Annotated in this window: 29 protein-coding genes and 2 pseudogenes; 15 read left to right on the top strand and 16 right to left on the bottom strand. The window is 62.8% G+C overall.

The annotated features are described in order from the left end of the window. Window positions 1–38 precede the first annotated feature (38 nt). The 10 genes from AUC70_RS03575 to AUC70_RS16645 all read left to right on the top strand — a co-directional run bounded on the left by AUC70_RS03575 (window position 39) and on the right by AUC70_RS16645 (window position 8,543). The gene (locus AUC70_RS03575) at window positions 39–1,700 is read left to right on the top strand and encodes a cytochrome ubiquinol oxidase subunit I (RefSeq protein ID WP_069443637.1); all 1,662 of its coding nucleotides are present in this window, start codon (window positions 39–41) and stop codon (window positions 1,698–1,700) included. A 5-nt stretch (window positions 1,701–1,705) separates the two neighbouring features. Beyond that, window positions 1,706–2,869 carry a cytochrome d ubiquinol oxidase subunit II gene (gene cydB / locus AUC70_RS03570; RefSeq protein WP_069443636.1) on the top strand — a complete coding sequence of 388 codons (1,164 nt, stop codon included), beginning with the start codon at window positions 1,706–1,708 and terminating at the stop codon, window positions 2,867–2,869. Window positions 2,870–2,886: 17 nt separating this feature from the next. Next, window positions 2,887–3,021 carry a cytochrome bd-I oxidase subunit CydX gene (gene cydX, locus AUC70_RS03565; RefSeq protein ID WP_069443635.1) on the top strand — a complete coding sequence of 45 codons (135 nt, stop codon included), beginning with the start codon at window positions 2,887–2,889 and terminating at the stop codon, window positions 3,019–3,021. A gap of 176 nt (window positions 3,022–3,197) precedes the next feature. Beyond that, entirely contained in the window at window positions 3,198–4,022 is an 825-nt protein-coding gene (locus AUC70_RS03560) for a 3-hydroxybutyrate dehydrogenase (RefSeq protein ID WP_069443634.1), read from the top strand. A 114-nt stretch (window positions 4,023–4,136) separates the two neighbouring features. Next, window positions 4,137–5,447, top strand: a complete 1,311-nt coding sequence (locus AUC70_RS03555) for an outer membrane protein (RefSeq protein WP_141701935.1) — start codon at window positions 4,137–4,139, stop codon at window positions 5,445–5,447. A gap of 105 nt (window positions 5,448–5,552) precedes the next feature. Next, window positions 5,553–6,386 (top strand): LssY C-terminal domain-containing protein, encoded by an 834-nt coding sequence (locus AUC70_RS03550; RefSeq protein WP_069443632.1) that lies wholly within the window; start codon window positions 5,553–5,555, stop codon window positions 6,384–6,386. Window positions 6,387–6,598: 212 nt separating this feature from the next. Continuing rightward, entirely contained in the window at window positions 6,599–6,883 is a 285-nt protein-coding gene (locus AUC70_RS03545; protein ID WP_069443631.1) for a hypothetical protein, read from the top strand. 197 nt (window positions 6,884–7,080) lie between these two features. Then, window positions 7,081–7,224 (top strand): hypothetical protein, encoded by a 144-nt coding sequence (locus AUC70_RS17755; RefSeq protein ID WP_244505478.1) that lies wholly within the window; start codon window positions 7,081–7,083, stop codon window positions 7,222–7,224. Between the two features lie 41 nt (window positions 7,225–7,265). After that, window positions 7,266–7,958, top strand: coding sequence for an ion transporter (locus AUC70_RS03540; protein ID WP_244505477.1), 693 nt, complete (start codon window positions 7,266–7,268; stop codon window positions 7,956–7,958). A gap of 105 nt (window positions 7,959–8,063) precedes the next feature. Beyond that, window positions 8,064–8,543: a hypothetical protein gene (locus tag AUC70_RS16645; protein WP_141701934.1), complete on the top strand. Its 480-nt coding sequence runs from the start codon at window positions 8,064–8,066 to the stop codon at window positions 8,541–8,543. Window positions 8,544–8,546: 3 nt separating this feature from the next. Here AUC70_RS16645 and AUC70_RS03535 read toward each other — a convergent pair whose 3' ends face one another. The 11 genes and pseudogenes from AUC70_RS03535 to ccrA all read right to left on the bottom strand — a co-directional run bounded on the left by AUC70_RS03535 (window position 8,547) and on the right by ccrA (window position 18,264). Next, window positions 8,547–9,170, bottom strand: coding sequence for a hypothetical protein (locus tag AUC70_RS03535; RefSeq protein ID WP_069443630.1), 624 nt, complete (start codon window positions 9,168–9,170; stop codon window positions 8,547–8,549). 69 nt (window positions 9,171–9,239) lie between these two features. Further along, window positions 9,240–10,163 carry a 3-hydroxybutyryl-CoA dehydrogenase gene (locus tag AUC70_RS03530; protein ID WP_069443629.1) on the bottom strand — a complete coding sequence of 308 codons (924 nt, stop codon included), beginning with the start codon at window positions 10,161–10,163 and terminating at the stop codon, window positions 9,240–9,242. A 41-nt stretch (window positions 10,164–10,204) separates the two neighbouring features. Beyond that, complete coding sequence (locus AUC70_RS03525; RefSeq protein ID WP_069443628.1) at window positions 10,205–11,155, bottom strand: electron transfer flavoprotein subunit alpha/FixB family protein; 951 nt, start codon at window positions 11,153–11,155, stop codon at window positions 10,205–10,207. Next, entirely contained in the window at window positions 11,156–11,905 is a 750-nt protein-coding gene (locus AUC70_RS03520; protein ID WP_069443627.1) for an electron transfer flavoprotein subunit beta/FixA family protein, read from the bottom strand. 138 nt (window positions 11,906–12,043) lie between these two features. After that, complete coding sequence (locus AUC70_RS03515) at window positions 12,044–12,757, bottom strand: rhomboid family intramembrane serine protease (RefSeq protein ID WP_069443626.1); 714 nt, start codon at window positions 12,755–12,757, stop codon at window positions 12,044–12,046. 17 nt (window positions 12,758–12,774) lie between these two features. Further along, window positions 12,775–13,353: a cob(I)yrinic acid a,c-diamide adenosyltransferase gene (locus tag AUC70_RS03510; RefSeq protein ID WP_069443625.1), complete on the bottom strand. Its 579-nt coding sequence runs from the start codon at window positions 13,351–13,353 to the stop codon at window positions 12,775–12,777. 126 nt (window positions 13,354–13,479) lie between these two features. After that, the gene (locus AUC70_RS03505; RefSeq protein ID WP_069443624.1) at window positions 13,480–13,680 is read right to left on the bottom strand and encodes a twin transmembrane helix small protein; all 201 of its coding nucleotides are present in this window, start codon (window positions 13,678–13,680) and stop codon (window positions 13,480–13,482) included. Window positions 13,681–13,759: 79 nt separating this feature from the next. Further along, window positions 13,760–14,587, bottom strand: a complete 828-nt coding sequence (locus tag AUC70_RS03500) for an SDR family oxidoreductase (RefSeq protein ID WP_069443623.1) — start codon at window positions 14,585–14,587, stop codon at window positions 13,760–13,762. A gap of 10 nt (window positions 14,588–14,597) precedes the next feature. Further along, window positions 14,598–15,107, bottom strand: a complete 510-nt coding sequence (locus AUC70_RS03495) for a TspO/MBR family protein (protein ID WP_069443622.1) — start codon at window positions 15,105–15,107, stop codon at window positions 14,598–14,600. A gap of 9 nt (window positions 15,108–15,116) precedes the next feature. Beyond that, window positions 15,117–16,765 (bottom strand): annotated as a pseudogene (locus AUC70_RS03490) (acyl-CoA dehydrogenase family protein). 192 nt (window positions 16,766–16,957) lie between these two features. Continuing rightward, window positions 16,958–18,264 (bottom strand): annotated as a pseudogene (ccrA, locus tag AUC70_RS03485) (crotonyl-CoA carboxylase/reductase). 394 nt (window positions 18,265–18,658) lie between these two features. On the opposite strand from ccrA, the gene AUC70_RS03480 reads away from it, so the two are divergent. Then, window positions 18,659–20,659 (top strand): protein meaA, encoded by a 2,001-nt coding sequence (locus AUC70_RS03480; RefSeq protein WP_069443621.1) that lies wholly within the window; start codon window positions 18,659–18,661, stop codon window positions 20,657–20,659. A gap of 6 nt (window positions 20,660–20,665) precedes the next feature. Here the strand turns inward: AUC70_RS03480 and AUC70_RS03475 are convergent, their stop codons facing one another. Together AUC70_RS03475 and AUC70_RS03470 are read right to left on the bottom strand one after the other, a co-directional pair. Beyond that, window positions 20,666–21,061: a response regulator gene (locus AUC70_RS03475; protein WP_244505484.1), complete on the bottom strand. Its 396-nt coding sequence runs from the start codon at window positions 21,059–21,061 to the stop codon at window positions 20,666–20,668. Further along, window positions 21,061–22,017, bottom strand: coding sequence for a sensor histidine kinase (locus AUC70_RS03470; protein WP_069443619.1), 957 nt, complete (start codon window positions 22,015–22,017; stop codon window positions 21,061–21,063). The genes AUC70_RS03475 and AUC70_RS03470 overlap by 1 nt, the downstream gene beginning before the upstream one ends. Before the next feature lie 375 nt (window positions 22,018–22,392). On the opposite strand from AUC70_RS03470, the gene AUC70_RS03465 reads away from it, so the two are divergent. The 4 genes from AUC70_RS03465 (at window position 22,393) to AUC70_RS03450 (ending at window position 24,586) form a co-directional block, all read left to right on the top strand. Continuing rightward, window positions 22,393–22,644, top strand: a complete 252-nt coding sequence (locus AUC70_RS03465; RefSeq protein WP_069443618.1) for a (2Fe-2S)-binding protein — start codon at window positions 22,393–22,395, stop codon at window positions 22,642–22,644. A gap of 58 nt (window positions 22,645–22,702) precedes the next feature. Beyond that, window positions 22,703–23,200, top strand: coding sequence for a bacterioferritin (bfr, locus tag AUC70_RS03460; RefSeq protein WP_069443617.1), 498 nt, complete (start codon window positions 22,703–22,705; stop codon window positions 23,198–23,200). 29 nt (window positions 23,201–23,229) lie between these two features. Beyond that, window positions 23,230–23,901 carry an alpha/beta hydrolase gene (locus AUC70_RS03455; protein ID WP_069443616.1) on the top strand — a complete coding sequence of 224 codons (672 nt, stop codon included), beginning with the start codon at window positions 23,230–23,232 and terminating at the stop codon, window positions 23,899–23,901. Between the two features lie 118 nt (window positions 23,902–24,019). After that, the gene (locus AUC70_RS03450; protein ID WP_069443615.1) at window positions 24,020–24,586 is read left to right on the top strand and encodes an HNH endonuclease; all 567 of its coding nucleotides are present in this window, start codon (window positions 24,020–24,022) and stop codon (window positions 24,584–24,586) included. Window positions 24,587–24,609: 23 nt separating this feature from the next. On the opposite strand, the gene AUC70_RS03445 is transcribed toward AUC70_RS03450, so the two are convergent. From AUC70_RS03445 to AUC70_RS03435, 3 genes are all read right to left on the bottom strand, one after another. After that, window positions 24,610–25,329: a cytochrome c biogenesis CcdA family protein gene (locus AUC70_RS03445; RefSeq protein WP_069443614.1), complete on the bottom strand. Its 720-nt coding sequence runs from the start codon at window positions 25,327–25,329 to the stop codon at window positions 24,610–24,612. Between the two features lie 21 nt (window positions 25,330–25,350). Next, window positions 25,351–25,743, bottom strand: a complete 393-nt coding sequence (locus tag AUC70_RS03440; protein ID WP_069443613.1) for a thioredoxin family protein — start codon at window positions 25,741–25,743, stop codon at window positions 25,351–25,353. 107 nt (window positions 25,744–25,850) lie between these two features. Next, window positions 25,851–26,258, bottom strand: a complete 408-nt coding sequence (locus tag AUC70_RS03435) for a disulfide bond formation protein B (protein ID WP_141701933.1) — start codon at window positions 26,256–26,258, stop codon at window positions 25,851–25,853. Between the last annotated feature and the right edge of the window lie 22 nt (window positions 26,259–26,280).

Genomic DNA, 26,280 nt, shown 5'->3' with positions numbered 1-26,280 from the left:
CTGAGAAGTGCGCACCAAAGGCTGGGAGACCGTTTGTCATGGAACTCGGTGTCGTCGAACTATCGCGACTGCAATTCGCGATGACCGCGATGTATCACTTTCTCTTCGTCCCGCTGACGTTGGGTCTGTCGATCATCATCGCGATCATGGAAACGGTCTATGTCATGACCGGCCGGCCGATCTGGCGGCAGATGACCAAGTTCTGGGGCACCCTGTTCGGCATCAACTTCGTTTTGGGCGTCGCGACGGGCATCACCATGGAATTCCAGTTCGGCATGAACTGGAGCTACTACAGCCACTATGTCGGCGACATTTTCGGAGCGCCGCTCGCCGTCGAGGGCCTTATGGCCTTCTTCCTCGAGGCGACCTTCGTAGGCCTTTTCTTCTTCGGCTGGGACAAGCTTTCGAAAGTCGGCCACCTCACGGTGACTTGGCTCGTGGCGCTCGGGTCGAACCTTTCCGCGCTCTGGATCCTGATCGCCAATGGCTGGATGCAGAACCCCGTCGGCTCCGTCTTCAATCCGGACACGATGCGGATGGAAATGACGTCGTTCTACGACGTCCTGTTCAACCCCGTCGCACAGGCCAAGTTCGTACACACTGTTTCGGCCGGCTATGTCACCGCTTCGGTCTTCGTCCTTGGCGTCTCGGCTTGGTACCTGCTCAAGGACCGCCATGTGGAACTGGCGCGCCGATCGATATCGGTCGCAGCCGCGTTCGGCCTCGCCTCAGCGCTGTCCGTCGTCGTACTTGGCGATGAATCGGGCTACACGGCCAGCCACACCCAGAAAATGAAGCTCGCCGCGATCGAGGCCATGTGGAAGACGGAGAAGCCGCCGGCCTCCTTCACGCTGATCGGCTTCCCCGATCAGGAAGCTCGCGAGACGCACTACGCCGTCCACATTCCCTGGGTCATGGGCATTATCGGCACGCGCTCCCTGACCGACCCGATTCCCGGCATCGAGGAACTCGTCGCCGAAGCGCAAAAGCGCATCGAAAGCGGCGTCGTGGCCTACGACGCGCTGATGCAAATCCGCGCCGAACGAGAGGCGGCCCGGGCAAGCGGTATTCGACCGGATAGAGACCCCTCCGCCGTGACGATCGCGCCGGAACTTCGCAAGGCGTTCGAGGACAATTCCGACAATCTCGGTTTTGCACTCCTGCTGAAGCGCTATGTGGACGATCCGGCCAAAGCCACGCCGGAGCAGATCGCGAAAGCCGCCAACGACACGATCCCCGGGGTCGCGCCGCTGTTCTGGGCGTTCCGCATCATGGTGGGCCTCGGCTTCCTGTTCATCGCCTTCATGGCCTACTTCTTCTGGAAGTCGAGCTTCGGCGGCGAGCGCTATCCGCGTTGGGCCTTGATCTTCGCGGTGTTCCTCATCCCAGCCCCTTGGATCGCGGCCGAGATGGGCTGGTTCGTTGCCGAGTTCGGCCGCCAGCCCTGGACGGTCGATGGGGTGCTGCCGACAGCGCTGTCCGCAAGCCAGCTCTCGGTGCAGGATCTGCTCATCACCTTGGCCGGATTCGTCACTTTCTACTCGATCCTCTTCATCATCGAGATGGCCCTGATGATCAAATACATCCGGAAAGGGCCGTTCCAGGACGTCGAGGAAACCGAAGCCTGGCAGGCGCAGCATGAGCGCCGGCTGGGTGCAATGGATGAGGGCGCTCTCGCCGCCCCGGCCCCCGCGGAGTAAATGTCATGATCCTTGCCGACTTGATCACATACGACGTTCTTCGCGTCATTTGGTGGGTGCTTCTGGGCGTTCTCCTCATCGGGTTCGCGATGACGGACGGCTTCGACATGGGCGTTGGCGCACTTCTCCCCTTCGTGGCGAAGACCGACATCGAGCGCCGCATCGCCATCAACACGGTGGGCCCTGTCTGGGAAGGCAACCAAGTCTGGTTCATTCTTGGCGGCGGCGCGATCTTCGCGGCGTGGCCGCTCGTCTACGCGGTCAGCTTCTCCGGCTTTTATCTGGCGATGTTCGCCGTGCTCGCGGCACTCATCTTGAGACCCGTCGCGTTCAAATATCGCTCCAAGCGTGACGGACAGGCCTGGCGCAGCACCTGGGACTGGGCGCTGTTCGTCGGCGGCGCGGTCCCTGCTCTCATCTTCGGTGTCGCGGTCGGAAACGTCCTCGAAGGTGTGCCCTTCAGGCTGTCGCCGGAACTGGTCTCCTATTACGAGGGCAGCTCCTATCTTTGGAAATTCCTCGACCTGCTCAACCCCTTTGCGCTTCTGACCGGCATCGTGTCCGTGGCCATGCTGCTGACCCATGGCGCAGCCTGGCTTGCCCTGAAGGCCGAGGACCCCGTGGCCGCGCGGGCACGCTCCATCGGATCGGTAGCGGGCATGGTGACAATCGCCGGCTTTGCCTTGGCCGGCCTGTGGCTCGCCTTCGGCTTCCAGGCTACGCCATCGTGGGAGAGGTCGCCGACGGGCCGTCCAACCCGCCTCTTTTCCGAGGTGACGCGCACCAGCACATGGCTGACGGCCTATGCCGACCGGCCGTGGATCGTGATCGCACCGATCCTGGGCTTCGCCGGCATGATCATGGCCGTCAGGGATCTGCGCTCGGACCACGAAGTCTCCACGCTGCTGTGGTCGCAGCTCGGCATCTTCGGCGCCATCTCGTCCGTCGGACTGACGATGTTCCCCTTCATCCTGCCCTCGTCGTTCGATCCGAATTCCTCGCTGACCGTCTGGGATGCATCGTCGTCCCACAACACGCTGTTCATCATGCTGATCGCGACGGTCATCTTCATGCCGATCGTCCTCGCCTACACGGCCTGGGTCTACAAGGTCCTGTGGGGCAAGGTGACCGAGGCGGAGGTGACCGGTTCCTCCGACTCCGTTTACTAAGAAAGGAGCCCGACACGATGTGGTATTTCGCTTGGCTTCTCGGGCTGCCCTTGGCCGCGATGTTCGCGGTCGTGAACGCCATGTGGCTGGAAATGCAGCGCGACCGCATGCTGACCGAGCAGCAGGGCGGCGGCGACCGTACCGGCAGCTAGACGTCCGGCAAGACAGGCCCCCGACGGGCTTCGGCAGTCTCTCCGGACGCCGCGCACGGGGCTTCCACGTGTGACGGCTTGCGTCATAGTTCCAATAGCCTGTGCACGCTAACCTGTATCCGGCATCGGCCCCGCCCGGCCGTGACCGGTACTGGACAGCGAAGGACGCAAGGACGATGGATCTCATGACCCCCGAGCAAGGCACGGCCGCAACCCAAAGCCTGAAAGACAAAGTCTCCCTCGTCACCGGCTCGACCAGCGGTATCGGTCTTGGCATTGCCCGTGCGCTCGCGGCCGCCGGTTCCGCCGTGGTCCTCAACGGGTTCGGCGACCCCGACGCAATCGACGCGGAGCAGAACGCGATCGCCGAAGAATTTGGGGTGCCCGTGACCTATTCCGGCGCGGATATGTCCAAGCCCGAGGACATCGAAGAGATGTTCAAGTTCATCCTCGGCGAATTCGGCGCGATTGATGTTCTGGTCAACAACGCGGGCATCCAGCACGTCGAGCCGCTCGAGACGTTCCCGGTGGCCAAATGGGACGCGATCCTCGCGATCAACCTGAGCTCGGCCTTCCATACCACCCGGCTCGCGCTGCCGGGCATGGTCGAGAAGGGCTGGGGCCGGATCATCAATGTCGCCTCGGCCCATGGCCTCATCGCCTCGCCGTTCAAATCCGCCTATGTGGCGGCCAAGCACGGCATGGTTGGCTTGACGAAGGTCACGGCCCTGGAAGCGGCTGAAAAGGGCATCACCTGCAACGCCATCTGCCCCGGTTACGTTTACACGCCGCTCGTCGAGAAGCAGATCGGCGAACAGGCGGCAGCCCACGGCATCCCGCGCGAAGACGTCATCCGCAACGTTCTCCTTGCAGGCCAGCCCAACAAGCGCTTCGCGACCGTCGAGGAACTGGGCGGCATCGCGCTCTTCCTCACCTCGGACGCGGCCACCTCGATCACCGGCACCACCCTCTCCGCCGACGGCGGCTGGACGGCACACTAGTACTCCAACGACTACCCTGGATTGTATTTTTGCTGCTAAGCTAGCCCCCTAGAAAGTGTCGATGGGTCCATCACTCGATGGCTCCGGCAGTCCAGAAAGCTACTTGGGGGTAGTATGTTGCAGCGTTTTCAGGGCGGTGCTCACATGGCACGCGCGCTATTACTTTCAGTTGGGGTTGCCGCGGCCTGCGCAGTTCCATCGGTCGGATTGGCCAGCGGCTCACCGTCCATCTCAAAACTTCAAGAATCTATAGCCGCGCTTGAAGCGCGGGTGAACGCGCTCGCACCTTTGGAGCAACGGGTCAAAGTGCTCGAAGCGAGGCTGAAGCAGCTTGAGGCGGAAACCGTAGATCGCGATTCCTCGGGACCGCCTGAGACGGCTCTCGTCATGGCTTCCCTCGCAGGCACAGGCTCAGAACAAAGCCCAATGCGCGTATCCTCTCCTGCGAATGACATGGAGCCTAAACGCGAAAACGACTGGTCGGGGCTGTACTGGGGGGCATCCGTGGGCTTCGGCGGGACCGGCTCTAGTTCAAGATACTGGAACCGGCATCAATCGCGGTCCACGCAGGAATGGGACAGCACCAGCAGCAATAGGTCCGACGGTTCGACCAATTCGAATACCGATCTGAGTCGTAGCATCCAAGACACTACCGAGTACGTGTCTGGTCGAAGCGCCGGAACCGAATGGAACAACGGCGCGCTCGCGGATATCTATCTCGGCGCGAGCATGCACGTTACGCCGCGCGTTGTGGCCGGCATCCAAGTGGAAGGGGGCCTGAGCCAAATGCTGTTCCAGTCGACAATTCCGGAGGAGAAAAGAAGCAGGCGGACCACCGGAAGAGGGTCGTCGTCGTCCAGCTCAAGCGACGGAGACACCGGTCAATCAAAGAGTACCGAGACTGACTCCGAAAATCAGACCTATACATACGACGAACATAACAAGCTCGAACTCGACTGGATGGTATCGGTCATCGGCAGGGCCGGTTACCTCGCAACGCCGAATACGCTTGTCTACGGACTGGCTGGATGGTCCTACGGACACTTCAATGTCGAAGATCTCCCCTTTAGCGTCGGCTACGGCCAGATCTCAGACTTCGGATCTCACGGCATTACGGTGGGCGGCGGCCTCGAACAAAGACTCTCCTCGAAATGGACGCTTCGGGCAGAGTATCGCTACACGAACTTCGGCAAGGAGAGGTTCTCAAAGAGCGCTCGGTTGACCAACAGCTCCCGATCCAAGGGCTCCTCTAGCTCCGTCGAAGGCGGCTCGTGCTGCGACAGCTACACCTACCAGAGTTCGTCGAAGAGTGCCCAGACGCAGTCGTACAGCTATCAGGACACTTATCAATCCAACGGCTACTTCGACAACGATATGCACGTGGGTCGAATTGGGGTGACGCGCTACTTTACCCTCGGCGATTAGACCAAAGGGCCTAGTTCAAACAGTTATCAGGGGAGCGCCCGGCGCTCCCCTCTAGCGCTTACAGTACGAGAGCGACAGACCCGAATCTGTGCTCTATTGAGCGCCGTGAGACTCGTGATTCTGATCCTGCAGCGTCTGGTGGTCCTCGGCCTCGGCGCCGTTGGCATCTGGCTGATCGTCAACGTATTCCAGTGGGTCGACGGGGAACTGCCGTCGGTCCTCGCGCTCGCGGCCACCTATGCGCTCGCGGCCTACGTCATCCTTCCCTACATCGTGCGGATGGGCCTCATGGTCCTCCGGCACAAGCACGTGCCGAGTTTCACCATTACCGGCGACGGCCTGCCGGGCGATCCCGTCAACCTGGCCTTGGAGGGGACCTTCGACGAACTGCGCGCCGCCTTCGCAAAGGCGGGGTGGCACGAGGCCGACCCGCTCACGCTGTCGAGCTCCTGGGGCATGGTCAGAGCGTTCGTCCTGAACGCGTCCTATCCCAAGGCCCCATTCTCGACGCTCTACCTGTTCGGGCGCGGCCAGGACATCGGCTTCCAGAAGCCCATCGGAAACAGCCCGCGCAAACGCCACCACGTCCGGTTCTGGGCGAAGTGCCTGACCGAGGCCCAGACCGTGGACGATGTTTTCTGGCATGGCACCAACCGGCCCGACACCCGCGAGCGCGTCCTTTGGGTGGGAGCGGGCACCAAGGATACGGGCTTTTCGCTGACGCGCCTGACCTTCCAGATCACCCACGCGACCGACTCGGACACCAACGCCGAACGGGACTTCATCATGGCCGAGCTTTCCCGGCACGGCACGATCGGTGTCGTCGATCTGTACGAGGCGGGCGAGGAATTGGGGGCGGGAAAGGTCAACCACTACGTCACCGACGGGATCATTGCCGTCGCGCCGCTCACGGCGGAGGCGGCCCCGCCCGTGGCCTGAGCGCCGCGTCGAACGGGCAAGGACGAGAGAAAACCCCGGCCGCACGAGGCGCCCGGGGCTTTCTGAGGACTAGATAATAGTCAGGGAAGTTCGGACTGTAGCCCTCTCTCATGACAGATTTACAACAAGGCGAGCCGCAGAAATTCCTGCCTAAGTCATTCTTCTGCATATCGGATTGGCTACGGTGAACCGACACCAAGGAGACGCCTGCAATGCGAATGATGATGCGATTCTCAATTCCCGTGGAACGCGGAAACGAAGCCTTTCAGGATGGCAGTTTGGGACAGGTCATCCAGGCCGTGATCGCCGAAACTCAGGCCGAAGCCGCCTACTTCATGCTCGAGGGCGGCGAGCGCGCGGGCTACATCTTCTTCGACCTGGAGGACGTGGCTCTCCTACCGAAATTGAACGAGATGATGTTCGCGGCGCTGGATGCGGCCATCGACGTCGTTCCGGCCCTGACCTTCGACGATCTCAAGCGCGGCCTCTCCTCCTAGCCGATCGCATCGACACGACGACCATTGGCGACGGCCGGGCAGCCGCCCCCGGAGCCGATTGGGCCTGTCCACGCCCGGACCGGCGCGACCCGTACGGCTGGCAAAGAGCGGCGCGGTGTCATACGCCTTTCAACCATAATCCTCGCTAGGATCGCCGATCAACGGAGCGCCACGAAGGACCCGATACCGAGAGACGAATGAACGACAAGACAGTGCTGGACCGGGCCCCCGGTCTGAAAAAGTTATTCATCGATATCCGCAGCAACAAGATTTTCGAGCTGTTCGTCATCACGGTCATCGTGATTTCGGCGCTCAAGGTGGGCATCGGCACTACCCCCTAGGGCCGAAGCTCACCGCGGGGCTCAAGGCCCTCGACTATGCCGTGACGATCTTCTTTCTGGTCGAGCTGCTCATCCGTATGGCGGCGGAGCACAATCTGAAGCGGTTCTTCTCGAAAGGGTGGAACATCTTCGACTTCGTGATCGTGACCGCCAGCCTCATTCCCATCGACGAGAGCGAAATGGCGCTTCTCGGACGGCTCCTGCGCATCTTCAGGGTAATGCGGCTCGTGTCGATGATCCCAGAACTGCAGGTGCTGCTGAATGCGCTGCTGCAGGCGATCCCGCGCATGGGATACGTGACGCTTCTGATGTTCATCATCTTCTACATTTACGGCGCCGCCGGCAGCATTTTCTTCGCCGAGATCAATCCGACCCTGTGGGGCAACATCTCCATCGCGATGCTGACGCTCTTCCGCGTGGCGACGTTCGAGGATTGGACCGACGTGATGTACGAGACCATGGCGGTCTATCCGCTAAGCTGGCTGTTCTATCTCAGCTTCATCTTCCTGGTGGCCTTCATCTTCCTCAACATGATGATCGGCATCGTCATCCAAACCTTGCAGGCCGAACACGAAAAGCTGGAGGGAAACCCCGACGCACAGGCGCCGGAGATGATCGCGAGCGAGAACCCCATCACCGCCCCGTCGATCGACGCGCGGCTTGCCCGGATCGAAGCACGCCTCGAGACCCTGTCGGGAGCGCTGCTTTCGAACGCCAAGCGCGAGGGGGCCTGAGGGGCAGGCCGAGACAGCCTGCCCTGGCCGGAAGCCCCCGGGGGGCGTGTGGTGCGTCGAGAAGTACGTCTTGCTGGAACCGGTGGACGGACGTAAGAAACAGGCATGCCGAAGCTCCTCGCGAGAACGCTCTCCGTTTCGCTGGTCGTATGCGCTGCTGCCGCGCATGCGGAAACCCCGTCCGGAGAAGCCACCAGCCGCATGCAGCCCTCCCCGGCTCCCCGGCTCGCCCCGGCGGGACTCGATCAGGTGCGGGCCACACGGGCAGAGCGCGAGGGGCGCGACCAGCGGCACTCTTTTTCGAATCTGCGCCTGTCGCCCCGTGGCGCGGCGCCAGGACCGAACCCGCGGCTGGCCCATACGGACCTACAGGCCGGTGCGCGATCGGCCGTGGCCGTCAGTCCGCACGCAACGGACCCCGGCGCCCCGCGCCAGGCCATGACCCGATCGGCTGAACGGGATTTGCGGGCGCCGTTGCCGCCCTCTCCCGAACGCGGCGAGCCGAACCTTGCCCCCCGCATGAGTGCCACACGGGATCTGCGAAGGTCACGCGCGACTTTCGAGGACTGGCTCTTTGGCCGCTAGGGCTTAGCGCGCGTTGACGATGAGATTGTCGAAGCTGAAAGTAGCTGGCGCACCATCCGGCGAGATGCCGTAGAGACCCACCGCACCGCCATCCTTGGGGCGCTTCGCCTTAAAACGGCGGACTTCCGTCCCGTTCACGATCAGCGTGGCGTCTTTCGGCTGCAGCGTGAGTTCGATGTTGTTGACGGCGCCGGCGCCCGCGTTGAGCGCATCGGTTTCCTGGGTGAACAGGGTCTTCGACTCGCCGTCTTCCATGCGGCGCACTTCGATCCAGCCATCGGACCAGACGAAGACCGCGTAGTAGTTCTGCCAATCTTGCCACCAGAATACGACGCCCGCCGGACTGTCGGAAACCTTCTCGGCTTCCTCGATAGTCACGTCGACGCAGACGTCGGCGGCCTTCGTCTTCGTCTCGAGATTGACGACCCCACCCGAGCCTCGGATCTGGAGAGCATCGTCATTGATGAGAATGCTGTCGTCCGCGCTGCCCCACGAGACATCGAGAAAATCGAATTCGTCTTCGTACAGGGCGGTTTCGGGATCGCAGGCGGCGAACGCACCATGACCCGCAACGAGCACGGTCAGCGCCACCAGAAGGCCGGCGAAACGCGAGAATGAAGAGCTCATTGCTTTCCTCCCATTGGGACCGCAGGGCAGGCTCGCGCGCCGGCGCAATACCAAGTCAAGTCTGGCGCCTTAGCGCGTGGGCATCGGCTCATCGCCACGGTAGTCGTAGAAACCGCGGTTGCTCTTGCGTCCCAGCCACCCGGCTTCCACGTATTTCACAAGAAGCGGGCACGGCCGGTACTTGGAATCCGCAAGCCCCTCGTAGAGGACCTGCATGATCGACAGGCAAGTATCCAGGCCAATGAAATCGGCAAGCTGCAAGGGCCCCATCGGATGGTTCGCCCCAAGCCGCATGGCCGTATCGATAGCGTCCACGGAGCCCACGCCCTCGTAAAGCGTGTACACCGCTTCGTTGATCATCGGCAGCAGGATGCGGTTGACCATGAAGGCGGGAAAATCTTCGGACACCGCGATGGTCTTACCCATCGAGCCCACGAGCTCCTTGGCGCGCACGAAGGTCGCATCGTCGGTTGCGATGCCGCGGATCATCTCCACCAGTTCCATGACCGGAACCGGGTTCATGAAATGCATGCCGATGAAGCGCTCGGGCCGGTCGGTCGTGGCGGCAAGACGCGTAATGGAAATGGAGGACGTGTTCGTCGCAAGGATCGTATCCGGCTTCAGGAACGGACACACCGCGACGAAAATCTTGCGCTTGACCGTTTCGTCCTCGGTCGCCGCCTCGATAACGAGATCCACGTCCGACAGGCCCTCGTAGTTCTCTGCGAAGGAGATCCGGCCGAGTGCCGTGTTCATTTCATCCTCGGTAATCTTCCCCTTGGACACTTGGCGCGTCAGGTTCTTGGTGATCGACCCGACGGCCGAGTCATAGGCTTCCTTGGAAAGATCGTTGATGGCCACATCGTAGCCGCTGAGCGCGACCACGTGCGCGATACCGCGTCCCATCTGGCCCGCGCCAACGACGCCCACTTTACGAATAGGCTCCACTCTACGCTCCTGCTCCGAAAACGGACCGGCGACCGGCCCATCCATCGTGACTTACCCAGCCAGTCCCGCGCACTGCGTGCACGCGACTAGTCTCCGTAGCCTGCCTTTTTCAACTCTTCATTGAGCTCAGGCAAAACCTCGAACAGATCACCGACGAGACCGTAGTCCGCAACCTGGAAGATCGGGGCTTCCGCATCCTTGTTGATCGCTACGATCACCTTGGAATCTTTCATACCCGCGAGATGCTGAATGGCGCCGGAAATACCGACGGCGACATAAAGCTCGGGCGCAACCACCTTGCCGGTCTGGCCGACTTGATAATCGTTCGGCATGAAACCAGAGTCCACGGCTGCTCTCGACGCACCGATTGCCCGCCCCGAGCCGGTCGCGACCGGCGCGATGAGCTTCTCGAAATTCTCGCCGGACTCCATGCCGCGGCCGCCGGAAATCACCACGCGGGCCGCCGTCAACTCGGGCCTCTCGCTCTCGGTGATCTCGGCGCCGACAAAACTGGAGGACGGCACCTCGTCCCCGGCGCCAACCGTCTCAACGCTCGCTGTACCGCCCTCGCCCGTCGCCGCGAACGCCGTCGTGCGCACGGTGGCGACAATGGTCTTGTCCGACGTCTGGACGGTCTCCAGCGCATTGCCGGCATAGATCGGCCGCACGAACGTGTCAGGCGACTTTACTTCAATGATGTCGGAGATCTGTCCCACGTCGAGCAGCGCCGCCACGCGCGGCAGAACGTTCTTGCCCATGGTCGTCGCGGGCGCCAGCAGCGCCGAATAGTCTGCCATGAGCGGCAGAATCGTCGCCGTCGTATCTTCGGCGAGACGGTGCGCCAGTTGCGGCGCATCGGCCAGCAGGACCTTGCGCACACCGTCTAGCTTGGCGGCCTCGCCGGCCACGGCCTGACAGCCTTCGCCGGCGACTAGAATGTCCACGTCGCTTCCAAATGCCTTCGCGGCGGTCAACGCCTTGGCGGTCGCCGGTGCGAGGGTCTTGTTGTCGTGCTCTGCGAGCAGCAGGACGGCCATCTACAGAACCCCCGCTTCATTCTTGAGTTTGTCGACAAGGGCCGCCACGTCGTCGACCTTGATACCGGCCTCGCGCGCCTTGGGCTCATCGACCGCCAGCACCTTCAGCCGCGGCGCGATGTCGACGCCGAGGTCCTCAGGAGTGGTCTCGTCGATCGGCTTCTTCTTTGCCTTCATGATGTTCGGCAACGAGGCATAGCGCGGCTCGTTCAAGCGTAGGTCCGTCGTGATCACGGCCGGCTTGGTGAGCGACACGGTCTCCAGACCGCCATCGACCTCGCGGGTCACCTTCACCATGTCGCCGTCGAACTCGACCTTCGAGGCGAACGTGCCTTGCGGCACATCCAGAAGGCCGGCCAGCATCTGCCCCGTCTGATTGCAATCGTCGTCGATCGCCTGCTTGCCGAGAATGACGAGATCGGGCGTCTCGTTCTTGACGACGGCCTGCAGCACCTTGGCCACGGCCAGCGGCTCCACGGTCTCGTCGGTCTTCACCAGAATGGCGCGATCCGCGCCCATGGCGAGCGCCGTCCGCAGCGTATCCTGGGCCTTGGCGGTACCGATCGAGACGGCCACGATTTCGCTCGCCTCGCCGCGCTCTTTCATGCGGACGGCTTCCTCGACTGCGATCTCGCAGAATGGATTCATCGACATTTTCACGTTGGCCAGGTCGACGCCAGTGCCGTCGGATTTCACCCGGACTTTCACGTTGGAATCGATGACGCGTTTGATGGGTACTAAGATTTTCATATGGTCTTTTTGGTCCCCAAGAGGGTTTGACTTGCCCCAAAGCCAATATCTCGCACGTGCGAAATGGCGGCGACCGTAAAGCCCGAAATGTCTCAAGTCAATGGTGGCACGGAGTCCCGAATTGCGGCGTGTGAAGCCTTAGGCGCCACCGCGCGTGCGGTCGAAAAGTACCACTCCCCGCCGCCGCATGAAGAGGATCAAAAGGGCCCCGGAAAGCAGCCCGCCGAGATGCGCCCACCAGGCGACGGCTTCCTCGCTCGCAAAGAATAGATTGGCGAATTGTGCCAGAATCCAAATACCCAACGCCCAGGCCGCAGTAATGCGGATCGGAACGCGCCAGAGGGCCAGCACCCAAACCTTCACCTTCGGATGCAGGATCAAATAGGACGAAATGACCCCGGCCACCGCGCCGGATGCGCCGATCAGCGGCAGGTCCGAATGCGGCAGCATGTAGGTATGGGACAGCGCGGCGAATATCCCGCACATCACATAGAACATGATGAAGCGCATATGCCCCATCGCGTCCTCGATATTGTCGCCGAACACCCACAGGAACAGCATGTTCCCGATCAGGTGAACCCAACCGCCGTGCAGAAACATGTAGGTGACGAGGGTGAGACGTTCGGGGACCAGAACGCCGCCCGACGCAAGAAAGGGCGTGTCGCCCGCGGTGTTCGCAAGAAACTGCGCCGGGACGACCGCGAACGCGGACAGGTCTTCGTCCTCCAGCGGCACCACCCAGCCCGTTTGCAGGACCACATAGACCGCAACATTGAGGGCGATGAGGCCCACCGTCACATAGGGAAAGCTGATCTTCTTGAGAGGGTTGGTGTCATGGAGGGGGACGAACACGGGCGCATCACCCCGCTTCAGCGGTTCTGGCCGGGGACCCACAACACGTCGGACGCACCCTTGTCGTTTGCGTAGCGACCCGCAACGAACAGGAAATCCGAGAGCCGGTTGACGTAACCGACCGCTTGCGTGCTGACGGGCTCGTCGGGGCGCGCCGCGAGCGCAACGACCAAACGCTCGGCCCGGCGGCAAACCGTGCGGGCCAGATGCAGATAGGCCGCGGCGGGAGAGCCGCCCGGCAGGACAAACGAGCGGAGCGGATCGAGCACGCCGTTCATCTCGTCGATCTCCGCTTCGAGGCGCGCGATCTGGGCGTCGCTGACGCGAAGTGCCGCTTCGCCCTTCTTCATCTCCTCCGGGAAACAAAGATCGGCGCCGAGATCGAACAGATCGTTCTGGATTCGCATGAGCATGGCGTCGAGTTTGGGGTCCGACGTGCCGGTGTGAACCCGCGCAAGCCCGATTGTCGCATTGGTCTCATCGACCGTGCCGTAAGCCTCCACGCGCAAATCGTACTTGGCGACGCGGTCGCCCGTGCCGAGCGCCGTCGTCCCGTCGTCGCCGGTTCGCGTGTAAATCTTGTTCAGCTTGACCATAGTGCCCCAAACGATCGCCCGAAGGGGCATCGCTCCGAGGAACGACTGCCCAAAGGGCCGGGCGCGCGACCGCTACCCTGCTATTCCAAAACAGCGTAGCCCTGCCCTGGGAGGGGTCAACCCTGCCTAGTGGGGACGCGTCCCCGCAAGATAGGCAATTGCCATCGCCACGATAAGGGCCGCGAGCTGCAAAAGGACGCGCGCGCGCATCAATTTCTGGCTGAGATTCGGATTGTTGCCCCGGAGCATGTTGAACAGGCCGAAGACCAGGACGATCACGACCAGCAATACCGCGAACGGCAGAATCCAGCGAAGTACGTATTCCAAAGTGGCCTCCAGGTGGCCCGTGCGAGTGCCCCCGTTTGACGGGCTGTGTTTGGGCGCGATCCGCGCCAAGCAAATGAGTCTAGTTCTTCGCGGCGACGAAATCGAGCGCGCGCGCCGGCAGAATCCGGCGCAGGTAAGCGCCCACAAAGGTCGGAACCGTCACGTAGTAGCGCGTCTTGGGACGCTTCGCCTCGAGCGCATGAACGAGCCGGCGGCAAACGGCCTCCGGCTCGAGCTTAAATGCCATCTGCCCGCCGTCTTCCATCTTCGCAAGCCGTTCCCGGTAAATCTCGGCATGGGCCGAGTTCTCCATGTCGATATTCCGCTTGTAGTGCTTGATCGCCGTCTCGACGAAGCGGGTGGCGATAGGTCCCGGCTCGATCAAACTCACGTGGATGGCCGTGTCCTTCAACTCGATGCGGAGCGTATCCGTCAGCGCCTCGATGGCGAACTTCGAGGCGCAATAGGCCCCCCGGTAGGGCGCGGCAAGCAGGCCGAGGACGGAGGAACACTGAACGATACGTCCTTCATTGCGGGCCCGCATCGGCGCGATCACCCGGCGCGTCAGATCGTGCCAGCCGAACACGTTGGTTTCGAATTGCGCGCGCAGCGCCTCGGTCGGGAGATCCTCGATGGCGCCGGGCTGCCCGTAGGCGCCGTTGTTGAAGAGCGCGGTCAGCGTACCGTCCGTTGCCGTCAGAACGTGATCCGCAGCCGCGGCGATCGAATCGGGCTCGGTGTAGTCGAGATAGACGCTCTCGACGCCGACCTCGTCCTTGAGTCGCGCCAGGTCTTCCGGCTTGCGGGCTGTGGCGAACACGCGCCAGCCGCGCTCCTTCATGGTCTCGGCGGCCGCGAGCCCGATGCCGGAAGAGCAGCCTGTGATGAGAACGGAGCGCCGCGCCATGCCGCTGCCCCTAAGCCGCGCCGGCGTTCAGCGCCCAGATCGCGAAATTCAGGCCGGCGGCGAAGCCGACCCAGAGCAGATAAGGGATGAGAAGGAGTGCGGCGACGCGGCTGACCCGGTCGAAAAACACCATGGTCAGGACGATCGCGACCAGCAGCCACAAGATCACTGCGAGACCGGCGATGGGGCTGTGCATCTGGAAGAAGGCGAAGGACCAGAGCACGTTCAGGGCGAGCTGGATACCGAACCAGGTCAGGGCCGTCTTCTTGTCGCCGTCGTCAGCAGGCTGCCGCCAGACGAGCCACGCCGACACCGCCATCATGGCGAACAGGATCGTCCACACGATGGGGAAGACACTGTTCGGCGGGGTGAAGCCCGGCTTCTCGAGCGTGGCGTACCAGGCGAGATTGGGCGACGTGAAGGCGCTGCCGATGAGCGATGCGGCAAAGCAGATCAGCAGCGCGACACCAAGCCCTATCAGCGACCGTTTGGAGGTGATGGGCTCGGCCGCACTACTCATGGCTCACACTCACTGCTCGAGCAGACGCCGCGCGATCACATGGGCCTGGATCTCGGCCGCGCCTCGAAGATCGACAGGATGCGCGCATCGCACAGCACCCGGCTGATCGTGTATTCGAGCGCGAACCCGTTGCCGCCGTGAATCTGCAGCGCATTGTCGGCGGCGGCCCAAGCCACGCGTGCGGCAAGGAGCTTGGCCATGCCCGCTTCCAGGTCGCAGCGCTCGCCATGGTCCTTCTTACGCGCCGAAAAATAGGTAAGCTGACGGGCAAACAGGATTTCCGCCGCCATCATGGCCAGCTTGTCCGACACGCGCGGGAAATTGATGATCGGCTTGCCGAACTGGACACGCTCCATGCCGTAGCGGAGGCCAATATCGAGTGCAGACTGCGCCACGCCGATGGCCCGGGCGGCCGTCTGGATACGGGCGGCCTCGAAGGTCTGCATGAGCTGCTTGAAACCCTGGCCCTCGACACCGCCGAGCAGGTTGGCCGCCGGCACTTCGAAATTGTCGAAGGAGATGTCGAACTCCTTCATGCCGCGATAGCCGAGCACCTCGATCTCGCCGCCGGACATGCCGGCCGCCGGGAACGGCTTGTCGTCCGTGCCGCGCGGCTTGGGCGCCAGAAACATCGACAGGCCGCGATAGCCCTTCTCGTTCGGATCGGTGCGCGCCAGCACGGTCATGAGGTCGGCGCGCGCGGCATGGGTGATCCAGGTCTTCTGGCCGGTGATCTTGTAGACGTCCCCGTCCTTCACGGCCCGCGTCGAGAGCGAAGCGAGGTCGGAGCCGGTGTTCGGCTCGGTGAAGACGGCCGTGGGCAGGATTTCGCCGCTGGCGATCTTCGGCAGCCACTCTTCCTTCTGGGCGTCCGTGCCGCCGTTGTGGATCAGCTCCTCGGCGATCTCCGAGCGCGTGCCGAGCGAGCCCACACCGATATAGCCGCGGGACAGTTCCTCGGAGACAACGCACATGGCCTCCTTGCCGAGACCCAAGCCGCCAAGCTCTTCCGGCAGCGTCAGCGAGAACACGCCGAGTTCGGCCATCTGATTGACCAACTCGAGCGGAATGTAGTCGTCCTTGAGGTGCCACTCCTGCGCGTGGGGCACCACTTCGGCCTGGGAGAAACGCCGCATCTCGTTGCGGATCTCCTCATAGGTCTCGTCCAGACCCGGATCGCCGAAATTGGCCGCCGCGGCACCCTCGGCATCCTGGATCAACGTGGAAACGCGCGCGCGCATCTCCGGCGTCACGCCTTGGATCAGAGCAACCACATTGTCGGACAGAAAGGCCTCTTTCGCGGAGTCCGGCACGCCGAGCTCATGCAGGCGGACGATCTCGCCTTGGCTCATGACGACACCGCCCGCGAGCTGGGCCAGATACTCGCCGACCACGATCTGCGTAAGCAGACCCTCGAACTCACCGAAGCGCCCTTCTTCCGTGGTCCGCTTGGCATATTCGGCCATCTGCCGGATGCCCTCGACATAGGTAGCGATCCAGGCCAGGCCATGGGCGATATGCTCTTCGCGCTCCAGCGCGGAATTGTCGACTTTGCCGTCAGGGGCGAGCTTGGCTTTCACGGCCTCGGTGGCCACGGCCCCCAAGGTTCCTGCCGCTTCGGCGGCGGCATCGAGGAGCGGGATCAAACGGTCGGTCATGGATTCGTTGGCGGTCAACGTCGGCTTCCTCCGGTCGTGCGATCGGGGTTTGTTCCACACCGAACCGCGCGCGGCAGTGTGAGTCAAACCCCAATCGGCTTGGGGGACATGAAAGTACAACGCGCCCCGGACTTCATGCCCGAGGCGCGCCTGCGGCTGCCGGAGCAGCCGAATTCTAGAACCGGCCGGGCGTTACGCCTTGCCGTGTGTCTCTTCGCTCGCCTCGATCACGTCTTCGAATGTCCGAAGACCCGTGACGGGCGAGCTCACCAGCACGGCCATGTTGCCGGGACGGTGCTCGTTGTTCCACATGCGCATATGGGCCTTGGGGATCTGCTCCCATGGGAACACTTCGGACATGCACGGATCGATATGACGTTCGATCACGAGCTTGTTCGCCATGCTCGCCTGCTGCAGATGCGCGAAGTGCGAACCCTGAACGCGCTTCTGATGCATCCAGACATAGCGCGCATCCATGGTCAGGTTGAAACCGGTGGTGCCGGCACAGAAGACGACCATGCCGCCGCGCTTGACGACAAAGGTCGAGACCGGGAACGTCGCCTCGCCCGGGTGTTCGAACACGCAGTCCACGTTCACGCCCTTGCCGGTGACATCCCAGATGGCCTTGCCGAACTGACGGCACTCCTTGGCCCAAGCGTTGTATTCCGGCGTATTCACTTTGGGCAGCTGCCCCCAGCAATTGAAGTCCTTGCGGTTGATGACGCCCTTGGCGCCGAGCGACATCACGAAGTCGCGCTTGTCGTCCTCGGACACAACGCCGATGGCGTTGGCGCCGGCCGTCGCGCAGAGCTGGATGGCCATGGAGCCCAGGCCGCCCGAGGCGCCCCAGACCAGGACGTTGTGACCGGGCTTCAGCGTGTGCGGACGATGCCCGAACAGCATGCGGTAAGAGGTCGCGAGGGTCAGCGTGTAACAAGCCGCTTCTTCCCAGGTGAGGTGCTGCGGCCGCGGCAGAAGCTGACGATCCTGCACGCGCGCGAACTGCGCAAACGAACCGTCCGGCGTCTCATAGCCCCAGATGCGCTGCGAGGTGGAGAACATCGGATCGCCGCCGTTGCACTCTTCGTCGTCGCCATCGTCCTGGTTGCAGTGGATGACGACTTCGTCGCCGACCTTCCAGCGCTTCACCTTGGAGCCGACGGCCCAAACAATGCCGGAGGCGTCCGAGCCGGCGATGTGGTAAGGTTGCTTGTGCACATCGAACACGGACATGGGCTCACCGAGAGAGGCCCAAACGCCGTTGTAGTTGACGCCCGCAGCCATCACGAGGACGAGCACGTCATGGGAGTCCAGCTCCCAGGTCGGAACGACTTCCACCTGCATGGCCGTGTCCGGCGCACCGTGGCGGTCCTGGCGGATTGCCCAGGCGTACATGTTCTTCGGCACGTGGCCCAGCGGCGGAATTTCGCGACCTCGTAAAGATCTTTGATTTCGCCGCGTGGGGCGGCCGCGTCCGCTGAAACTTCACCTATCGACATCTCATTCATCCGGTTGTCCCCCCAGTCCTCTATTTGTCGGGGCGCTTTTTTGCATTTGCGAGAATTGTCTTCGATCCATCTCGCGACTGCAACATCTTTGCGGGCCGCAGACTGTGTCGGCCTGCCCGCACCGAAAGCGCCGGGGCTCACATGGAAATGCCCAAATTTTGGCAGGGCTGCCTTAATCGGTCAGGAGGGTTAGCAAAAAGAATCGCCTCTTGCCAGAGGAAGAATCGAACGGAGGGGCATCCGCCTGCGGCAGTCGGCCCCTGCTTTTGGGACTTTCAAAGGGCCGACAGGGCAATTTACAACCCTTCTAACGGCATATTGCCCGCACGCCCCGGGCATGCTTCGATGCACCGCACACGAACAGGGGATGGTTTCAGCAAGAGCTATGAGCGGCAACACAGACAGCGACAAGCCGGTGCGCGATAAACCGTGGATGTTCCGCACATATGCGGGCCATTCGACGGCTAAAGCGTCGAACGAACTCTATCGGAAGAACCTGGCCAAGGGGCAGACCGGCCTTTCCATCGCGTTCGATCTGCCGACCCAGACCGGCTACGACTCCGATTCTCCGCTGGCGCGCGGCGAAGTGGGCAAGGTCGGCGTGCCGGTCTCCCATCTCGGCGACATGCGGACGCTGCTCGACAGCATTCCGCTCGGCGAGATGAACACCTCGATGACGATCAACGCGCCGGCGGCGTGGCTGCTGTCGCTCTATATCTCGCTCGCAGACGAACAAGGCACGGACCGGACCAAGCTCACCGGCACGACGCAGAACGACATCATCAAGGAATATCTCTCGCGCGGCACGTATGTGTTCCCGCCGGATCCTTCGTTGCGGCTCATCAAGGACGTGATCGTTTTCACGAACAAGGAAGTGCCGAAGTGGAATCCGACCAATGTCTGCTCCTATCACTTGCAGGAGGCGGGCGCGACGCCGGCCCAGGAGCTCGCCTTCGCGCTCGCCACGGCACAAGCCGTGCTCGACCGCGTCAAGGAGTCGGGCGAGGTTCCCGACGAGCGATTCCCCAAGGTCGTCGCGGCCATCAGCTTCTTCGTCAATGCGGGCGTCCGCTTCATCACCGAAATCTCGAAGATGCGGGCCTTCGTGGATCTGTGGGACGAGATTGCGCTCAATCGCTATGGCGTCGAAGAGCCCAAGCTGCGCCGCTTCCGCTACGGCGTACAGGTCAACTCCCTCGGCCTGACCGAGCCGCAGCCCGAAAACAACGTGTACCGCATTTTGCTTTCGATGCTGGCGGTAACGCTGTCGAAGAAGGCCCGCGCCCGCGCCGTGCAGCTTCCGGCCTGGAACGAAGCGCTCGGTCTGCCGCGCCCGTGGGATCAGCAATGGTCGCTGCGCCTGCAGCAGATCGTCGCCTACGAGACAGACCTCTTGGAGTATCAGGATATCTTCGACGGTTCCGACGTAATCGACCGCAAGGTCGAGGAGCTGAAGGAGCAGGCCCGCGCGGAGCTTGCCAAGATCGACTCCATGGGCGGCGCTGTGGCGAGCATCGACTACATGAAGGAGGCCTTGATCGCCTCCAATGCCGCACGAATGGCCGACATAGAACGGGGCGATCAGGTTCTGGTGGGCGTCAATCGCTACACCGAGACCGAGCCTTCGCCGCTCGATTCCGGTATGGAAGGTATTCTCACCGTGCCGGACTCGGTCGAGATCGAGCAGGTCGCCGCGCTTCAGGCATGGCGCCAGAACCGCGACAACGCTGCGGTCAATCAGGCCCTCACGGAATTGAAGCAAGCCGCGAGCGAAGGCCGCAACATCATGCCGCCGTCGATCGAAGCGGCCAAAGTCGGCGTCACCACCGGCGAGTGGGGCGCGGTCTTGCGCGAAGTCTTCGGGGAATACAGGGCGCCGACCGGGATCGGCGCGGCACACGCTGTCGACGAGATGCGCATGACGGAGATTCGCGATCTCGTCAGCCAAGTTTCGGGCAAGCTGGGCCGCACACTGACTTTTGTTGTCGGCAAGCCCGGGCTCGATGGCCACTCGAACGGCGCAGAGCAGATTGCCGTGCGCGCCGACGATGTGGGCATGAAAGTCGTTTATGACGGCATTCGCCTGACACCCGCGGAGATCGTCGCGCAAGCGAAGGAGTCCAAGGCACATGTCGTCGGGCTGTCGATCCTGTCGGGATCGCATGTTTCGCTCGTGCGCGATGTCGTGCAGAAGCTCCGCGAGGCAGGCATGAACGATGTCCCCGTCGTGGTGGGTGGCATCATTCCGCAGGAAGATGTCAACATCCTCAAGCAGTGCGGCGCTTCGGCCGTCTACACGCCCAAGGACTTCCAACTCAACGAGATCATGGCCGGGATCGTCAATCTCGTGGACGAGAACGTCGACGCTTTGGCCAAAGCCGGCTAGCGAAGACTAGTAGACCGGGGTCCAATCCTCTTCCTCGGCGTCTTCCTTCTGCGCAGGCACCAACGGGACGAGCGCCGCATAAAGTTCAAGACCCTGAATGGGCTTGTCGACCGAGGCGTTCACGCCAGCCTCGACATAGGTTTTCTCGTCTTCGGTGTCCGACAGCGTCGCGAGCGCGACGATCGGCACATGCGCCGAGACCGATTCCTGCGACCGGATGCGCTGCGCCAGCTGAAGCCCGCGATAGTCGGGAAGGACCGTGTCCATGAGCACGACATCGTAGGGACGCTGGGCCAGGCACATCAGCGCGGCTGCGCCTGTCTCGGCGACATCGAACGTCAACCCGAACTCGTCGAGATAGGCTCCGATCAGGAGCCGGTTGACCGTGTTGTCCTCGATCATCAGCACATGACCCGCCAGCGAACCTGCATGGTCGCGCTTCTCCCCCGTTTCCGGCTTCTGCCGGGCTGCGCGCGCGGCGCCGCATCGGGCTCGGGTTCCGGCATCGGAGCCGGCTCGGGCACAGGCTCCGGGGCCGGTGTCTCGAGCATCTCCGCCATGGCCCGTTCAGCCTCGAGGCTGCCGGTCAACGGCGCGTCGAGCGCAACGACCTCCGCCTCAACGACGCCCATCTCGACAACATCCACCTCGTCGAGTTCGAGCATCTCGACCGGGGCCGGCTGCGCCGGACGGTTCTCGGTCTGCTGCTCGGCGACCAGCGCCTTGAACGTGAACCAATACAGCGCGCCCTGACCCATGGCGCTGTCGCACGAAACTTCACCGCCCATCGCATCCGCGAGCCGTTGCGCGATTGGCAGGCCGAGACCGCCGTCGGACCGCGACGTATCGGTGGAAGGCTGGAACAGCGCTGCCTGTTGCTCCGGGGTCATGCCGGGGCTGGTGTCGGTAATGTCGAAGCGAACGGTCACCGGGGACGCCGCGTCGTTGACGCTGACGTAAAGACGGATCGACCCTTCGGTCGTGGCTTTGATGGATGTTTCCATCAGCGCCATGAGCACCTGGCGGACGCGCATGGCATCGCCGACGATGTAGCGGGGGCAGTTCGACGCCATGTCGACGCTGCTGGTCAGGCCCTTGGCCGCGGCGCAAGCCTGCAGGGCGGAGGCTGTTTCCCGGACGAGGGCGTGAAAATCGAACGGCTCCACCGAAAAGTCGGCTTCGCCGGACTGGAGCGTGCTGAAGTCGAGCACTTCGGTCAGCGCGCTCAAGATGCGGTGCATCGAATGGGCCAGGGTTTCGGCGTCGCGCCGCTGCGCAAGGTTGAGCGGCCCGTCCAGGATCCGGTCAGTCAGCGCCGTGACGGATTCCATCGGAGGGCGCAGCTTCTTGCTGACCACGTCCAGAAGCCCCAGTGTCCCGGCGTTCGCCGCCTCCGCAGCCGCGCGCGCCTGCCGTTCCGACTCGAGTTGCGCGACCAGGCCTTCGATCTGTCCGTACAGACGTCGGCGCGAATTTCATTAGCTGCATTTTTGCCCCACCAGATAGTCAGCTTGCATGTTCGTAAGCCCGAGCATCGGGGAGATGATTTAAAAGGCCGCTAAGTGTCTTGGTTGACGATTCCCTAAGCCCCCGCTTTAAAGACCCCAAACTCCGCAGTTTCCTTGCGCGAAAGTGGCAGCAGCGAAGCCTGACCTGCTCATGGCGGCCGGCTGGGCCGCCCCACTTCTCGCGGGACCGGAAACAAAGGCATGCGCTGCACCTAGAAACACACGATGATTATCTGCTCTTGCACCGTCCTCACCTCGGAGGAGATTCACGAAGCCGTCTCGGCATTGCGGACGAAGGATCCGTTCGTCGTCCTGACGCCCGGGCTGATCTACCGAACGCTCGGCAAACGGCCGAAATGCGGGGATTGCATGCCCTTGGTGGTGAAACTCATCGTTGGCTACGATGAGGACGGGCCGGTGTCGGCGGCCTCGTTTCCGCATCGATCTCCTTTCGACGACACTCCACCTGCGGACTAGTCACGCGTGAGAAATTACCTTATAACCATTCTAAACTGACAATGGAGATGAGGTTCCGATGAAAGGCAATCCACGGGTAATCGACTATTTGAACAAGTCGTTGACGCATGAGCTGACAGCGGTGAACCAGTATTGGCTGCACTACCGTTTGCTCGACGACTGGGGCTATCAGAAGCTCGCCGCGAAAGAGCGCGAAGAGTCGATCGAAGAGATGCAGCACGCGGACAAGCTCGTGACGCGCATTATCTTCCTCGAGGGATTCCCGAACATGCAGAAGCTCGATCCGCTGATGATCGGGCAGAACGTCAAAGAGATCCTGGAGTGCGACCTCAAGGCCGAGTACAGCGCCCGCGCGCTCTACATGGAAGCCCGGGCCGCCTGCCGCGACGAAGAAGACTATGTCAGCATGTTGCTGTTCGAAGACCTTCTGAAGGACGAGGAAGGCCATATCGATTATATTGAGACCCAGCTCGGCCTCCTGAGCGACATCGGCGCTCAGAACTACGGCCAGCTCAATGCCAAGTCCGCCGACGATGTAGACGGCGGCGACGACTAGGTCTCAATAAAGCAGGTTCCGGCAGTTCCATGACCACTACCGAGCTTGACGGTCCCCGCCTGGCGCCAGCCGCCGGCGGGGCACCCAAGCAACTTGTCGTCTTCCTCCACGGCTACGGCGCGGACGGAAACGACCTGATCGCCCTCGGACGTGAATGGGCGCCGCTCCTGCCGCACGCGGCCTTCGTGTCACCCCATGCGCCCGAGCCCTGCGGCATGGCCCCGATGGGCCGCCAATGGTTCGACCTGTCCATGGGCGACATGTCGATCATCGAGGCCGGCGTCAAACGCGCGGCGCCCGCCCTCGATTCGTTTCTGGATGCCGAACTCGAACGCCAGGGACTGACCGCCGAATCGCTCGCCCTGGTGGGCTTCAGCCAAGGCACGATGATGGCGCTGTCCGTGGGATTGACGCGACAAGCGAGACCCGCAGCGATTGTCGGTTATTCCGGCGCGCTGGCGACCATGGAGGGATTGCCGCCCCCCGGAGAGGGGCCTGCGATCCTTCTCGTTCACGGCGACATGGACGAAGTGATCCCCGTCGAGGCGATGACCATGGCCCGCGAAGCCTTGGGTCAGGCGGGTTTGAACGTGCAGTGGCATGTAAGCCGCGGTATCGGCCACGGGATCGACGGCGATGGCTTGCGCCTCGGCGGCGAATTCCTCAAGCAGGCGTTTGCGGGCACCCTGGTGGCGGATTGAGCGTGTCACAATCACATCATCTAGGGTCCTTCACATTCGTGACACGTGCTTATAGTATCTCCCGCGACAACTGAGGTTGAGCCTGAGTCCGACGGGCCAAGCAGAGGACTTGAGGGTCTTGAACGTCGCAACAGCATCGGCCGCACCGGGGACTTACCCCGCACTTGTGCTGAATGCTGACTACCGGCCCCTCTCCTACTACCCGCTCTCTCTTTGGAATTGGCAGGACACGGTGAAGGCCGTGTTTCTGGACCGCGTGAACATCGTCTCCGAATACGATCACGCGGTGCACTCGCCCTCCTTCGAGATGAAGCTGCCGAGCGTCGTCTCGCTCAAGAGCTATGTACGCCCGGCGCTCTACCCGGCCTTCACCCGATTCAACGTCTTCCTGCGCGACCGCTTCACCTGCCAATATTGCGGGACCGGTCAGGATCTCACCTTCGACCACCTCATTCCGCGGAACAGAGGCGGCCTGACGCGGTGGGACAACGTCGTCACGGCATGCGCGCCGTGCAATCTGGCCAAAGGCGGCGACATGCCGAGCCGGGGCAAGATGTGGCCGGCGCAGACGCCCTACCGGCCGACCGTGTTCGAGCTGCACCGCAACGGCCGGCTGTTCCCGCCGAACTATCTCCACGAAAGCTGGCTCGACTATCTGTACTGGGATACGGAACTGGAGCCGTAAGAACCGCCAGTCTCGGACCGCCGCTAGTAACGCGTGGTCAGGCTGGTGAGCCAATCCGGGGACGCGCTGACGAGCCAGGCCTCGAGCGCCTTGTCCGCGCCGGTCGCCACCAGAAGCCCGACGGCGACGAGCACAACACCCAGCAGCATCTTGCCGCCCTTGCCGGCCTCGGCCAGCTTACCCCGCCAGCGCAGCATGGCTTCGCGTGAGGCAAAGCCCAGCGCCATCAGCGGCAACGCCGCGCCGACGCCAAAGGCAAGCATGGTCAGCGCAACTTGTCCAAGATCCTCGCCCTTGGCCGCGAGCACGGACGCTGCGCCCAAGGTCGGCCCGACGCAAGGGGCCCAGACCGCGCCGAGAAGAATGCCGACGCCGAATTGGCCCCACAGGCTCGTGCCCGTGAGCCCGCCGAAACGATCCTCGACCCAGTTCCCGACCGGGCCGGCCGCTACGGCGACTTGGGTTTGCAGACGCGGCACGAGCAGCACGATGCCCACGGCAATGAGGAGCACCGCCGCCACGAGCCGGAACACATCCGTATCCAACCCGATCGCGAAGCCGACCGTCGCCACGAACAGGCCGATAAGGGTGAAGGAAATCGCCACGCCCAGAGCAAGCGCAGCCGGCCCCATCCGGTGCTCGCTCTGCGCCGTGCCGAACACGATGGGAAGCAACGGCAGGACGCAAGGCGACAGCACCGACAGAATGCCGGCCAAAAGCGCGAGCCCGAGTGTTGCGAACATGGTGCGGCTCCCGCTGAACGCCTAGAGCGTCAGGTCCAGCATACCCTCGATGGCCACCGGGCTCGTCGACCCGACCGACCGGACCAGCTCTTCCTTGCCCTTGAACACGATCAGCGTGCTCTGGGAGCGCACGTTCAGCTCCTTGAGGACGTCCTTGTCCTTGTCGAAGTCGGCCCTCAGAATCAGCAGGTTCTTGTATTTCGACTGCTGCGTCAGATCCTCGATGATCGGCTTCTGCGCCCGGCAGGTGGGGCACCAGGCAGCGTAGACGTCCACCAGGATCGGCTTTCCGGCACTTTGAGCCTCGGCCAACGCCTCAGGGCTGTAGGGCTGAACCTCTGCGGCCGATGCAGGAACCGCGGCTACGAGAAACACGGCCACAAGGCCGGCAAACAGAGCGCGAAACTGGGTCATTTCAACCTCCAAGAAGGGATAAATTCCCCATCTTGGTACCAGCCTGCCCGACCCGGCCGCCAATCAACGTGTTTGAAATTGTCGTGAGCAGACCCTGAAGAGCCCGGTCAACGGCGCCGCGTCGCGCCCCACAGGGCAATCCCGGCGAGCGCCAGCGAAACCACCGCATTCCAGCCGGCGAAGGACAGGCCGAGGAACCGCCAGGACGCCTCGTCGCAGCGGATCACCGGCGTATCGACGATGCCCTCTTGGCTCCATTGGAGATCGAATCCGCCGGCGCAGGTCTCGGGGCCCGGCCAGAACTTCCACTCGGCCCCAGCGTGGTAGACGCCAAGCCCCATGTTGAGGAGAAAGCCAATCGCGATGAGCAGGAGCACTAGGCGGGTGAAGCCGAAGCTCTCGGCGCGGGCGGCGAGGAAAGCCACCACGGCCGCCGGCACCCCGGAGTAATAGGCGTAACGCTCCTGGAGGCAGAGCGGGCACGGGGGGGTAGCCGCCGATGTGCTCGAATGCATGCGCGGTGAGGATGATCAACAG

This window comes from Methyloceanibacter stevinii, from assembly GCF_001723355.1.
Classification (GTDB): Bacteria; Pseudomonadota; Alphaproteobacteria; order Rhizobiales; family Methyloligellaceae; genus Methyloceanibacter; species Methyloceanibacter stevinii.
The sequence above is the reverse complement of the archived record's forward strand: the minus strand, read 5'-3'. Positions and strand labels throughout refer to the sequence as shown.